This is a genomic window from Pseudomonas sp. NBRC 111132 (genome assembly GCF_001320565.1).
In the GTDB taxonomy this organism is placed as follows: Bacteria; Pseudomonadota; Gammaproteobacteria; order Pseudomonadales; family Pseudomonadaceae; genus Aquipseudomonas; species Aquipseudomonas putida_P.
Map to the genome: position 1 here is coordinate 1 of NZ_BCBI01000044.1, position 12,414 is coordinate 12,414.

The 12,414-nt window shown below is 62.8% G+C and carries 12 protein-coding genes; 5 read left to right on the top strand and 7 right to left on the bottom strand.

The annotated features are described in order from the left end of the window. Positions 1–28 precede the first annotated feature (28 nt). Both APH35_RS19590 and APH35_RS19595 read left to right on the top strand, forming a co-directional pair. A complete protein-coding gene (locus tag APH35_RS19590) occupies positions 29–1,858 on the top strand; it encodes an SLC13 family permease (RefSeq protein WP_012273172.1) in 1,830 nt (609 codons plus the stop codon). 137 nt (positions 1,859–1,995) lie between these two features. Next, positions 1,996–3,420 carry a GGDEF domain-containing protein gene (locus APH35_RS19595; protein WP_041166545.1) on the top strand — a complete coding sequence of 475 codons (1,425 nt, stop codon included), beginning with the start codon at positions 1,996–1,998 and terminating at the stop codon, positions 3,418–3,420. Between the two features lies 1 nt (position 3,421). Here APH35_RS19595 and APH35_RS19600 read toward each other — a convergent pair whose 3' ends face one another. Next, entirely contained in the window at positions 3,422–4,183 is a 762-nt protein-coding gene (locus APH35_RS19600; protein ID WP_012273174.1) for a sulfite exporter TauE/SafE family protein, read from the bottom strand. 98 nt (positions 4,184–4,281) lie between these two features. On the opposite strand from APH35_RS19600, the gene APH35_RS19605 reads away from it, so the two are divergent. Further along, positions 4,282–5,187, top strand: coding sequence for a LysR family transcriptional regulator (locus APH35_RS19605; RefSeq protein ID WP_012273175.1), 906 nt, complete (start codon positions 4,282–4,284; stop codon positions 5,185–5,187). A gap of 130 nt (positions 5,188–5,317) precedes the next feature. Here the strand turns inward: APH35_RS19605 and APH35_RS19610 are convergent, their stop codons facing one another. Both APH35_RS19610 and APH35_RS19615 read right to left on the bottom strand, forming a co-directional pair. Beyond that, positions 5,318–5,512, bottom strand: coding sequence for a hypothetical protein (locus tag APH35_RS19610; protein ID WP_012273176.1), 195 nt, complete (start codon positions 5,510–5,512; stop codon positions 5,318–5,320). Between the two features lie 368 nt (positions 5,513–5,880). Further along, positions 5,881–6,237, bottom strand: coding sequence for an SH3 domain-containing protein (locus tag APH35_RS19615; RefSeq protein ID WP_012273177.1), 357 nt, complete (start codon positions 6,235–6,237; stop codon positions 5,881–5,883). Between the two features lie 205 nt (positions 6,238–6,442). On the opposite strand from APH35_RS19615, the gene APH35_RS19620 reads away from it, so the two are divergent. Next, the gene (locus tag APH35_RS19620; protein WP_060515317.1) at positions 6,443–7,483 is read left to right on the top strand and encodes an alpha/beta fold hydrolase; all 1,041 of its coding nucleotides are present in this window, start codon (positions 6,443–6,445) and stop codon (positions 7,481–7,483) included. A 292-nt stretch (positions 7,484–7,775) separates the two neighbouring features. Continuing rightward, entirely contained in the window at positions 7,776–7,961 is a 186-nt protein-coding gene (locus APH35_RS19625; protein ID WP_060515318.1) for a hypothetical protein, read from the top strand. A gap of 83 nt (positions 7,962–8,044) precedes the next feature. On the opposite strand, the gene APH35_RS19630 is transcribed toward APH35_RS19625, so the two are convergent. From APH35_RS19630 to APH35_RS19645, 4 genes are all read right to left on the bottom strand, one after another. Further along, the gene (locus APH35_RS19630; protein WP_012273180.1) at positions 8,045–9,337 is read right to left on the bottom strand and encodes an OprD family porin; all 1,293 of its coding nucleotides are present in this window, start codon (positions 9,335–9,337) and stop codon (positions 8,045–8,047) included. 139 nt (positions 9,338–9,476) lie between these two features. Next, complete coding sequence (locus APH35_RS19635; RefSeq protein WP_060492747.1) at positions 9,477–10,790, bottom strand: MFS transporter; 1,314 nt, start codon at positions 10,788–10,790, stop codon at positions 9,477–9,479. 208 nt (positions 10,791–10,998) lie between these two features. After that, positions 10,999–11,640 carry an N-carbamoylsarcosine amidohydrolase gene (locus APH35_RS19640; protein WP_012273182.1) on the bottom strand — a complete coding sequence of 214 codons (642 nt, stop codon included), beginning with the start codon at positions 11,638–11,640 and terminating at the stop codon, positions 10,999–11,001. 14 nt (positions 11,641–11,654) lie between these two features. Then, the gene (locus tag APH35_RS19645) at positions 11,655–12,407 is read right to left on the bottom strand and encodes a maleate cis-trans isomerase family protein (RefSeq protein WP_012273183.1); all 753 of its coding nucleotides are present in this window, start codon (positions 12,405–12,407) and stop codon (positions 11,655–11,657) included. Positions 12,408–12,414 lie beyond the last annotated feature (7 nt).

A 12,414-nucleotide genomic window follows, 5' to 3' on the forward strand; every position in this document is an offset into this window, starting at 1 on the left:
CCTCCGTGTGAAGGAACACCCCCTCCCCATGAACCAAGAGCTACTCTGGGTCCTCGGCCTGCTGGCCATCGTCATTTTCCTCTTCGTCATCAACCGCCCACGCATGGACGTGGTCGCGCTGCTGGTGATTCTTGCCCTGCCGCTGCTTGGCATCCTCACCGTGGAACAGGCCTTGGCCGGTTTCAGCGACCCCAACGTGGTGCTGATCGCTGCCCTGTTCGTGATCGGTGAAGGCCTGGTGCGCACCGGCATTGCCTACCGCATCGGCGAATGGATGAGCGAGCGGGCCGGTAACAGCGAAGCGCGCCTGTTGGTGCTGCTGATGGTGGCCGTGGCCGGGCTCGGGTCGATGATGAGTTCTACCGGTGTGGTAGCCATTTTCATCCCGGTGGTGCTGAGCATCGCCGCGCGCCTGCAGATTTCGCCCAGCCGCCTGATGATGCCACTGGCCTTTGCCGGCCTCATAAGCGGCATGCTCAGCCTGGTCGCCACACCGCCTAACGTGGTGGTACACAGCGAGCTGGTACGCAATGGCCAAGCAGGCTTCAGCTTCTTCAGCTTTACCCCGTTCGGCCTGGTGGTACTGGTGCTGGGCATTGGCTACATGCTGCTGACCCGGCACTGGCTCAACGGCGAGGTACGCAAGGACGGCCGGGTGGAAAGCCGCCGCACCCTGCTGGACCTGGTGCTGGACTACAAGCTCAACGGCCGTGAACGGCGCCTGCGCATCCGCCCCCATTCCCCCCTGATAGGGCACACCCTTGGCGAACTGGAGCTGCGCACCCGGCACGGCGCCAACGTGATTGGTATCGAACGCCAGCACAAGTTCACCACGCGGGTGATCGCTGCCGACTCCAGTACCGTGCTGCATCAGGGCGACGTGCTGCTGCTCGACCTGTTCGCCAACCGCGACGACCTGCGCAGCCTGTGCCAGGCCATGCAACTGGAGCCGCTGCACTTCAAGGCTGCCTACTTCATCGACCAGTCCCAAGAGCTTGGCATGGCCGAGGTCTCGCTACCGCCGGGCTCGCAGCTGATCGGCAAGAGCATCCTCGAACTGGCGTTTCGCACCCGCTATGACCTCAACGTGGTCGGCCTGCGCCGCGAGCAGGCGGCCATCGAAGAGCAACTGGTGGAGGAAAAGCTGCGCCTGGGCGACACCTTGCTGGTGGTCGGCCCGTGGAAGGCTGTACGCCAGTTGCAAAGCAAGCCCAAAGACTTCCTGGTACTGAGCCTGCCCGCCGAAATCGACCTGGTCGCCCCCGCCCGCACCCGTGCGCCGCAGGCGTTGCTGAGCCTGGCGGTGATGGTCGGGCTGATGGTCAGCGGCGCGGTGCCCAATGTCATCGCCGCGCTGATCGGCTGCCTGTTGATGGGCGCGGGCCGTTGCATCGACATGAACAGCGCCTACCGGGCTATCCACTGGCAAAGCCTGGTGCTGATCGTCGGCATGCTGCCCTTTGCCCAGGCGCTACAGAAAACCGGCGGTATCGACCTGGCAGTGGGCGGGCTTGTCAGCGTACTGGGCGGTGCCGGCCCCAGCGCCATTCTTGCCTGCCTGTTCGCCGTCACGGCGGTGATCGGGTTGTTTATTTCCAACACCGCCACCGCAGTGCTGATGGCACCGGTGGCCGTCAGCACTGCAGCGCAGCTGGGCATGTCGCCCTACCCATTCGCGATGACCGTGGCATTGGCCGCGTCGGCGGCATTCATGACGCCTATTTCATCGCCGGTCAACACGCTGGTGCTGGGTCCGGGGCAATACCGCTTCGCCGACTTCGTCAAAATCGGCGTGCCGTTCACCATACTGGTAATGCTGGTAACCATCGTGATGGTGCCGTGGTTCTTCGGGCTTTGAGGATAGCGGCAGGGAGTGGCGGCAATTTGCCATTATCTCGACCGATCGCGGCAGATTGACATCAACTACCCTGACGAAACACACTGCGGGTTATTGCCCCAGGTGCTTCAAGGCGTTGTCCTGGATTTCGTTTCCGCTTGCCGGTCGAGTTCATGGTTTTTCCAGCCCAATCGCGCTTGATGCCTTATGTCTTTCTGCTTTGCCTGACCTTTGCCCTTACCCTGGGCGGCATCCTGGCACGCCCGATCGAATCGCTGTCGCTGTTCTGGCCGGTGAATGCGGTACTGGCCGGCGTACTGCTGCGCTACCCCCGCCAAGCCACGTTTACCGGCTTCAGCCTGGTGTGGCTGGCCATGGTCGGCGCCGACTTGCTGTGCGGCAGTGCCTGGGTGCCGGCCCTGTGGTTCAACTTGTGCAATCTTGGCGTGGTGGTCACCCTCTGGCAGTTGCTTTCTCGCTTGCCACGGCTGCATCGGCGCATGCGCACCCCACACGGCGTGCTCAGCGTGTTCGCCGCCTGCGCCGCCGCCGCCATGGTGGCAGCCAGCATGGCAGCGGTAATGGCTGCCCCCTGGTTCGAACAGTCGTTGCGTGCCACCTGGCTCGCCTGGTTCAGCGAACAATTCTCGACCAGCGTGCTGGTGCTGCCGGTAATGCTTACAGCGCCCTCGCTGCGCGCCCTGGTGCGTGGCGGTGCACAGCCCATCCGTCTGGCACCGTTGCTGGTGCTGTTGGCCTCGCTGGCGTTCAGCATCGCGTTTGGCGGGCCTGGGGCCATTGCCTTCCCGATTGCCGCGTTGCTGTGGTGTGCCTGGACCTATTCACCGTTCCTGGTTTCACTACTGACGCTCACGGCCGGGAGCACACTGATCGTAGCGGTGGCACAAAACCTCATGCACTTCAGCGTGCCGCAGAGCGAACCGGGGGTCACCACGCTGATGTCGGCTCGCCTTGGCATCGCCATGCTGGTGCTAGGGCCGCTGGTGGTGGCCTGCGTCAGCCAGGCCAACCGCAGCCTCATGGCCCGCCTGGCGCGCCAGGCCACCATCGATCACCTCACCGGCGTGCTCACCCGCAGCGCTTTCACCCGTCGTGCCAACGCGCTGCTCGACAGCCGCCAGCAGCACGCCCAGGCGCTCCCGCTGACCCTGATGATGCTGGACATCGACCATTTCAAGTCGGTCAACGATGCTCATGGCCATGCGGTCGGTGACCAGGTGCTGCGCCAGTTCGCCGGCACCCTGCAGGATCAGTTGCACAACGACGAACTGTTCGCGCGCCTGGGCGGTGAGGAATTCGCGGTCATCATCCCCGGCCTTGCGCCAGAGCGGGCCAAGTTCACCGCCGAACGCCTGCGCCGCGCCGTGCAGGACCTGCATGTAATGCAGGCCGACCAACGCTTGCAGATTACCGTGAGTATCGGCCTGGCTGGCTGCGATGCCGACATGCCAGCCCCTAGCCTGGACGAACTGCTGGCGAGTGCCGATCAGGCGCTGTACCGGGCCAAGGCCCACGGCCGCAACCGCGTCGAACAGGCCGAAGCACAGCGCCAGGTGGTCTGAACTAGCCGGCCAGCAAGTCCCACGACAGCTTGGCGATCAGCACACACAACAGCAGCAGGAACAGCCCGCGGACAAAGCCGGCACCCTTGCGTACGGCCAGCCAGGTACCGGTCAGCGCACCAAGGATGTTGCACACCGCCATCGGCAAGGCGATGGCATACAGCACGTTGCCCGTCGGTACGAAGAACACCAGCGCCGCCAGGTTGGTGGCAATGTTCACCACCTTGGCCGACGCCGAAGCGTGCAGGAAGTCCAGGGCAAAGAAGCGGATGAACAGGAAGATCAGGAAGCTACCGGTACCCGGGCCGAACAGGCCATCGTAAAAGCCGATCGCACCGCCGATCAGCACCGCCAGGCACTGCTCCTTGCGGCCGATCCGCGCAGGCTTGTGCAGGGTGCCGAAGTCCTTCTTGCAGAAGGTGTAGATGGCCATCAGCACGATCAGCACCAGCACAGCCGGGCGCATCACGCTGGAGGGCACTAGCGACACTGTGGCAGCTCCGGCGAACGACATGACAAAGGCGCTGAGTGCCGCCGGCACGATCAACCCCCAGTCCAGCGTCACCTTGCGGATGAACGAACGCGCCGCGAAGGCCGTGCCACATACCGACGCCAGCTTGTTGCTGCCGAGCAATGCCGCCGGTTGCGCGGTGGGCAGCACGTTGAACAACGCAGGGATCTGGATCAGCCCACCGCCACCCACGGCGGCATCGATCAGCCCAGCGGCGAAGGCGAACACGCAAAGCACAGCAATATCCATCATGACGCGGTTCCAGGCAGTGAAGACGCCTGCAAGGCTAATCAAAGTGGTGCCGTTGTGTTGAAATGCCATATTGCAATAACTGCAACAAGGAGCAGGCAATGGCATTGGACATGTTGCGAGAAATCCAAGCGTTCGTCAGCGTGGCGCACAAACGCAGCTTCGTAGCCGCCGCCCGTGCACTGGGGCGCTCACCCAGTGCAGTTACGCGCGCGGTGCAAACCCTGGAAGACAATGCCGGCAGCAAGCTGCTCAACCGCAACGCCAACGCCGTGACCCTGACCGAAGCCGGCGAGCGCCTGTTGCCACACGCCGAACGCTTGCTGGATGTGCAACGCGATGCTGCCGATGAACTGGCCGCGCTAAGCGGCAGCGCCCAGGGCTGGATCCGCTTTGCCGTGCCACAACTGCTGGGGGAACATGTGCTGCCGCAGGTGCTTGCCGAGTTTTCCCGCTGTCACCCTCAAGTGACCCTGGACGTACAGTGCAGCGACGAAGCCCTCGACCCGCTGCAGGGCAAATTCGATTTCGTGGTGCGCGGTGCCTTCCCGCAATCGAGCGAACTGATCGGTTATCCGCTGTGGCCCTACCAGCGCCATTTGTATGCCAGCCCGGCGTACCTGGCCCTGGCCGGCACACCGCAGCATCCAGAGGACCTGGAGGGGCATACGCTGATCCTGCATACCGCGCCACGTATCCTCAAGGCCTGGCACTTCTGTCGCGACGGCCAGATCACCAGCCTGCGCCCCAGGCCCAGGCTGCGCCTGGGCTCGGGTCATGCGGTGTACCACAGCACCCTGGCCGGCGCCGGTATCGCTCGCCTGGCCGCCTGGGTCGGTGAGGCGCAGGTCAACGTCGGGCGCCTGGTGCGGGTGTGCCCGCATTACCGCCTGACGTCGAGCAGCGGCCAGGACCCACAGATGCATGCCGTGTACCCTGCTGGCGAGCTGCCGGCGCGGGTGCGTGACTTGCTGGCAGCCCTGCGCCGTGCAGGCATGGGCTGTTGAAACAGAGCCAAAAACGGCTGTTCAATTTCTGCTCAATTTAACAGAGCCCGCCGTGGGCCTGGCCTGCAGCACTTTATCCACAGACCTACCCACGTTTTTTGTGGACAGATTTCCCCGCACAAAGAAAGACTTATCGCTCAAGCAGCAATGCCGAATTGGCCAGCTTGACCAGCTCGATCCATTCCTGCGTGCTGACTACTCCGGCCTGCTCCAACGCCTCGGCATAGCGCAGAGCCTGGTCATAGCCCTGCTCATCAAGCGCGCCCTCGGCGAGAAAACGGCTACGCCACTCCAGCATGGCTGAAGTGCCTTTCTTGCATTCCATTAATGTATCGACTCCAAGGCAAAAAGACCGCCGAATGAGCGGCGGCGGGAGACTACACGAGCCTTTTGCACTTGAGAATGACTTGCACCTACCGCTGGTCCAGCCGTGCAACAAGAGGGGGAGTGGCCATTTGCCTAAAGATTGGGCCCGCCGTAAGAAGTAGACGGGCCGCGCAGGAGGAAAGCAGTTGAACTCAGCTTGGCGGAATGGTGCCAAGAATACCAATCAGAATGGTCAGTAGCAGAAAACCACCCAGGAACAGCGCCAGCTTGCCCATTGGAACCTCTACAGTTGTGATGCGGGGATGGGCATATTGTCGGGCCTGGGCTGATACGGTTACAGATTCAGGTTTGTGGAAAAAAAGCAGATCAGATGGAAACCCTCTGAAGCTTTTCTGCAGGCAGCCAGCCCAACTCGCCATTACCCTGGCGTCGGCACCAGACCCAGCCATTGAGCGGACGCACCATCTGCACCCGCTGCCCTGGGTCGACATCCAGCTCGTGCGCTGAATAATGGTCCAGCGCCCTACCCTGGCACACGCTGAGCCGCTCGATCAGCTGCGCCGGCACCCAGCCTGGCGCTTGGCCTGCGCAGGTGCACAGGTACCAGTCCTGCCAGCCTGGCTCGCCTTCGTAGCGCGGGCCGATGTCCAGCAAGGTGCCCTTGGCAAAGCGAATAGGCTGGGGGTACTCGCTGCGGTGGGGTTCGATGACTACGTAATGCATGGGCCTCTCCTTGGCCGGAAAACCATCGATCGTAGCAGAGGCGGAACATCCCGCCGCTGCACGGTACTTGTATCGTTATGTGTACAAATTGAGACCTGATACACAAGAACGTTTCCTGCAGGCTACTCGGACATATCGGCGATACAGGCGTCATCTTTACTGGCCCCATCACCTCGCACCGCTGGCTTTGCCAAGGAGACGCCCGATGCCCGCCCATCACTCGACCACCACCCCGCCACGCCGTTCCCGCCATACCCTGCTTGCCTGCGCCCTGTTGCCGCTTGGGTTGATGGCCGTGAACCTCGCCACCGCTGCACCCGCGCAGCCCGAGGCAACAGTGGTGACAGACAACTTCGGCCCGCTGAAACACATAAACGCTGGCGTGCTCGACGTGTCCTACGTGGAGCAAGGTCCTGCCGATGGCCCGGTAGTGATCCTGCTGCATGGCTGGCCCTATGACATTCACAGCTTTGAGCAAGTTGCACCTGACCTGGCGGCAAAAGGGTACCGAGTGTTGGTGCCCTACGTGCGCGGCTACGGCCAGACCCGTTTCCTGTCCGCGCAAACGCCACGCAATGCCCAGCCCACGGCGCTGGCCAGCGATGTCATTGCGTTCATGGATGCGCTGCATGTCCGGCGCGCTGTACTCGCCGGCTTCGACTGGGGTGCACGCACCGCCGATATCGTCGCGGCGCTGTGGCCCGAGCGGGTCAAAGCACTGGTGTCAGTCAGTGGCTACCTGATCAGCAGCCAGGAGGCCGCCAAAGCCCCGCTGCCACCCAGCGCCGAGCTGCAGTGGTGGTACCAGTACTACTTCGCGACCCCACGCGGCCAGGCTGGCTATGAACAGAATCGGCATGCGTTCGCCAAACTGATCTGGCAAACCGCCTCGCCCAGCTGGGCCTTCGACGATGCCACCTTCGAGCGCAGCGCCAAGGCCCTGGACAACCCCGACCACGTGGCGATTACCGTGCACAACTATCGTTGGCGGCTGGGGCTGGCCCAGGGCGAAACACGCTATGACCCCCTGGAAGCCAAGCTGGCCAGTTTCCCCAGCATCACGGTACCGACCATTACCTTGGAAGGCGACGCCAACGGCGCCCCGCACCCACCGGCCGAAGCGTATGCGCAGCGCTTTACCGGCAAGTACGAATATCGGCTGATAAGCGGTGGCATCGGCCACAACCTGCCGCAGGAAGCACCACAGGCGTTTGCCAAGGCGGTGGTCGATGCGGACCACATGTAGCCTGCGGACGGCAATTGCTACGTAAGGTTTCAAAGGCACGACAGACTCTGGGCTTGGCCAGGTTGAACGATCTATCCGTCGAAAGGCGATTGAGCCCAGCAAACACTGGACGTTGAGCGTGATTATGAAGACATGAGTTGAAACGCAGGCTGTAGGATCTTTTACCTGGCAGTGTAGGAAGTAATGTAGCAGCGGAATTTGCCTGTATGAAACATCAGTTTCTTCAGCAAATTCGAGCTGCTACGGTCCATTTTTCCTACAACGGCACGGACGCCTACAGCATGAGAAAAGCATGGACCCGTTCAACGCCTCGGCCCTGAAGCTACAGAAAAACTTGCTTAACCTGCGTGGTGAGCGCGATCGCCTGAGAAGTGAGGGCAAGGAAAAGGAAGCAGACCTGCTCGCTGGGCCGATCGAGCGGCTGGAGGCTGCGGTTTCACAGTTACCGGCTTCATTGAAGCCCGTAACCTTGCAGTGATCGTCACCGCTCCTGCAAAGCATGCCGCAGACGCGCAGCGCGGCCTTGTGTCGCGAAAGGCCGCGCTGCACTGGCAATCGACTTCAGAACAGCTTGACCGTGTAACTGAGGATCAAGCGGTTCTCATCGATATCGGTGCGGTAATTGGAGCGCGCCATCACATTGCGCACGCGTATCCCCAGCCCAGCCAGCGGCCCGCTTTGCACCACATAGGCCAGGTCCAGATCGCGCTCGCGGTCACGCCCCTCGAAGCCCAGCCCGGTGTCCACGTCCCGCCCCTTCACATAGCGCAGGGTCGACGTCAGGCCCGGAACGCCTAAAGCGACAAAATTGTAGTCATGCCTCACCTGCCACGAGCGTTCACCCGGCGCCGAGAACTCATAGGTCGGCAGCGTATTGCCCATCGGGTTGGTGTTGGCACCCACCTGGATGAAACCATCATCGCCGCCGATCTGCTGGTAACCCAGGTAAAAGGTATGCCCACCGGTCTTGGCCGAGAACAGGCTGAACAACGCATGGTTGTCGTAATCGCCGGCAATCTTGCGCCCGTCCTCGCGTGCATCGAAATAGCCGGCATTGACCCCAAGCGTCCAGTCCCCCAGCGGCTCGGCGTGCTTGAAGCTGTAGAAGCGCTGCTGGTAGATATCCTCCAACTGCGCCTGCCACACCCCCACGCTGGTGCGGTTGTCGTTGAAGGCATAGTCGGCGCCCACGTAGTTGAAGCGGTCGCTGGTAAAGCGCGCCAACCGCGCCGGGTTGATCGGGTCGTTGACCAGTGCGTACATCTTCTGGCTGTTGGACGAGTCGCGCAGGCTGGTGGAGCGGAACTGGCCAGCATTCAGGGTCAACCCTGCTATCTCGCGCGATTCCAGCATCGCGCCCTGATAGGTCGGCGGCAGCAGGCGCAAGTCGCTGAACAACAGCACAGGCAGGTTGGGCATCAACTCGCCCACCTTCAGCTCGGTCTGCGACACCTTGAACTTGATCGCCGCCCCCAAACGGCTGTATTCGTCCGCCGACTTGCCGCTGTCCAGGCTGGGCAGCAAACCGGACTTGGCATGCGCCGGGCTGCTGTCGAGCTTGAAGCCAAGCAGGCCAGTAACATCCACACCGACGCCAACGGTGCCCTGGGTGTAACCGGAGCTGGCATTGAGGATAAAACCCTGTGCCCATTCCTGAGTACGCGACTGGGTGCTCGCGCCCTTGATATCGGCATAATCGCGGCTGAAAAAGTAATTGCGCGCTTGCAGTGTGGCGCGGGCACCTTCGATGAAACCGGCCTCTTCTGCCGAAGCCTCGGCACACAACGCTGCGGCAATACAACCGCCGGCAAGACGCGCAGACGAAGAAAAACGCGGTGCAGTGAAACCTTGCATGGGGCTACTCCTGGATTCGGGCAACAGCAACCCGGCGCGGTGGCCTGATAAGGCCACCGACGTGCGGGTTGCATCGAGAGAGGGCGGGCAGGCGGGCACCCGGCCCGCCTGCCCTGCCGTTGCGTGAAGCGCTGGGCCGCTAGCGGTTGACCAGCTTCGCCGGCAAGGCGATGACCAGGAAGCAGCTGAGGATCAGGCAGCCGGCAAACACCCACAGGGCAGCGTGCGAGGTACCGGTGAGGTCGGTGACCACGCCCATCAGTGAGTTGCTCACCAGGCCGGCGATGTTGGCCACCGAGCAGGCCAGGGCAAAGCCAGTGGCGGCAGCAGTGCCTTTGAGGAAGGTCGCCGGCAGGCTGAAGAACACCGGCACCGCGCCAATGATCGCTGCCGAGGCAATGGCGAACAACACCACGGTCATCACCAGGTTGTGGCTGAACAAGGTGCTGCTGGCCATGGCGATTGCACCGATGATGAACGGCACGATGATGTGCCAGCGGCGTTCGCGATGGCGGTCGGAGCTGGCCCCGATCATCAGCATGCCGGCCAGTGCAGCCAGGCTCGGAATGGCTGTGAGCAGGCCGATATGGAACGTGTCGCTGACGCCCGCATCACGGATGAAGGTCGGCATCCAGAAGCCCATGGCATAGGCACTGAGCAGGATCGAAAAGTCGATACCCCCGAGCATCCACACCTTCAGGTTGAAGAAGCCATCGCGGAAGCTGTGCTTGCTGTCCTTGCCCTCGGCATCATCAGCCGCCAGGTCCGCCGCCAATTGTGCCTTGTCGTCAACCGACAGCCACTTGGCCTGCTGGAAATGGTTAGGCAATGCCCAGAACGTGAGGATGCCAAGCAAAACGCTGGGGATCGCCTCCAGCAGGAACAGCCACTGCCAGCCGTGCAAACCGTGAACCTGGTCGAAATGCCCCATGATCCAGCCAGAAATCGGCCCGCCGATCACGCTCGACAAGGGCAGCCCGATCATGAACAGGGCAATGATGCGCCCGCGCCGATAGGTGGGGTACCACATGGTCAGGTAGAACAGCACGCCGGGCAGGAAGCCGGCCTCGGCCGCCCCCAGCAGGAAACGCAGGATATAGAACTGGGTGGTGCTGGTGACGAACATGGTGCAGGCCGACAGCAGGCCCCAGGTGATCATGATGCGGGCGATCCACAGCTTGGCGCCAACGCGCTGCAGGATCAGGTTGCTCGGCACCTCGAAGATGATGTAGCCGACGAAGAACAGCCCGGCACCCAGGCCATAGGCCGCTGTGCTGAACTGCAAGTCTTCGAGCATCTGCAGCTTGGCGAAGCCGACGTTGATGCGGTCCAGATAAGCTGCGAGGTAGCAGAAGCACAGGAAGGGGATGAGCCTCCAGGTGATCTTGCTGTACAGCGCTTTCGTGCCATGGTCGATGTCACTGTGGACCGTGGTTGCATTCGCAATTGGCATTTCCTGTCTCCTGGCGGGCGACTTTGTGGTTGTTTTAAGGCCAGCAGTTTTCGACGCGCCGGGCACCCCGCGCACTATACGCGGCGTGCCTGGGCAACGCCTGAATACCCCGAGTGCTCCTGCGGGGCGACCGCCCGGACAGCAGGCGGTCATGGACGGGCTTCCCGCACCGTTCCTTGATTGTTATTGGCTCAGGGCTGCCCGGCGTTCAGCCGGCCAGTTGCCTGAGTTGCTGCATGGCATCCTGCCGGGTGACGACATCGCCGTACTTGCTGTCGATGTCGAACAGGTTGGCTTCGTGCGGGTCGTTGTGGCGGTCGCCGACACACTCGCGCACCACGATGGTTCGAAACCCGTGCTGCATGGCATCCACCGCACTGGCGCGGATACAGCCACTGGTCGAGCAGCCCGCCAGCACCACGGTATCCACCCCTTGCGCATGCAGCAGCGGGGCCAGGCTGGTGGCAAAGAAGGCACTGGCGTACTGCTTGCTCAGCACCACCTCCCCTGCCTGTGGCGCGACGGCCTGGCAGAAGGCGGCCAACGGGTTGCCTTCGACCATGTCCTTCATCACCGGTGCCTTGCGCACCCACACGCCGCCGTCAGCGAAATGCGGCGGCTGGTAGCGAATGTTGGTGTGCACCACCAAAGTGCCGCAGTCGCGGGCCAGCGCCAGCAGGCCGGCGGCCTGCTCGACCGCCGCAACCACGCCCGGCGCGTACAGCGGTGCGCCAGGGGTGGTATAGCCCTGCATGAAGTCGATCATCAACAGGGCCGGCTTGCGGCCAAAACCAATGCGTTGGCCCCACACCCCTTGGTAGTTGTCACGGGCGCTTTGTGCGTCGCTCATGTCCGTCTCCGATTTCAGTAGGCACCCGACAGCAGGGCACCGGCACCCGGCACGACCGGTTCCAGGTCGAGCGCCTTGAGCATGGCGTAAGTGGTGGCGATGGCGGCAGTGACCACCGGCTTGCCGGTTTGCGCCTCGACCTTGGCCACCGCCGGCAGCGATTGCATCTGCACGCAGGCCGACAACACCACCACATCGACGCCCTCAAGGTCCATGCCGGCGACGATGCCCGGCAGGTTGGCCGGGTCGTGGCGGGCCACGGCGAGGTTGTCGGGGATTTCCAGCGCGCGCCAGTCCTGCACCTCGAAGCCTTCCTCGCGGATGTAGTTCACCACCAGCTCGGTCAGCGGCTTCATGTACGGTGCGACGATGGCGATGCGCTTGGCCTTCATCACATGCAAGGCTTCGACCAACGCCCCGGCACTGGTGATGACCGGTGCCAGTGCGTCGTTATCGGCAGTGGCCTGCTGCAGGCGCTTTTCCGATTGGCGGTGATAGCCCAGGCCCATGGCCATGATCGCCACCAGGCAGGCGTAGCCCAGCACATCGACCTTGGCGTCGGACAGCTCGACGGCGCAGCGGTCGGACTCGGCGTCCATGGCGGCCAGCTCCTCCTTCTTCACCTGCTTCATGCGCATGCGGCTGGAATGGAAGGTGAAGCGTTCGGGGCGGATCGCCTGGCGCGCGTGGAGCATCGCCGGGATTTCGGTTTCCATGGTGGTGTTCGAGCTCGGCACGATCTGGCCGATGCGGTATAGCTTGGTCATGTCTCGT

Bases quoted from the DNA above. Each gene is read 5' to 3' on its own strand.
- APH35_RS19610 (WP_012273176.1), bottom strand. From the start codon at position 5,512: ATGGAATGCAAGAAAGGCACTTCAGCCATGCTGGAGTGGCGTAGCCGT.
- APH35_RS19600 (WP_012273174.1), bottom strand. From the start codon at position 4,183: ATGATGGATATTGCTGTGCTTTGCGTGTTCGCCTTCGCCGCTGGGCTG.
- APH35_RS19625 (WP_060515318.1), top strand. From the start codon at position 7,776: ATGGACCCGTTCAACGCCTCGGCCCTGAAGCTACAGAAAAACTTGCTT.
- APH35_RS19645 (WP_012273183.1), bottom strand. From the start codon at position 12,407: ATGACCAAGCTATACCGCATCGGCCAGATCGTGCCGAGCTCGAACACC.
- APH35_RS19640 (WP_012273182.1), bottom strand. From the start codon at position 11,640: ATGAGCGACGCACAAAGCGCCCGTGACAACTACCAAGGGGTGTGGGGC.
- APH35_RS19620 (WP_060515317.1), top strand. From the start codon at position 6,443: ATGCCCGCCCATCACTCGACCACCACCCCGCCACGCCGTTCCCGCCAT.
- APH35_RS19590 (WP_012273172.1), top strand. From the start codon at position 29: ATGAACCAAGAGCTACTCTGGGTCCTCGGCCTGCTGGCCATCGTCATT.
- APH35_RS19615 (WP_012273177.1), bottom strand. From the start codon at position 6,237: ATGCATTACGTAGTCATCGAACCCCACCGCAGCGAGTACCCCCAGCCT.
- APH35_RS19605 (WP_012273175.1), top strand. From the start codon at position 4,282: ATGGCATTGGACATGTTGCGAGAAATCCAAGCGTTCGTCAGCGTGGCG.
- APH35_RS19635 (WP_060492747.1), bottom strand. From the start codon at position 10,790: ATGCCAATTGCGAATGCAACCACGGTCCACAGTGACATCGACCATGGC.
- APH35_RS19630 (WP_012273180.1), bottom strand. From the start codon at position 9,337: ATGCAAGGTTTCACTGCACCGCGTTTTTCTTCGTCTGCGCGTCTTGCC.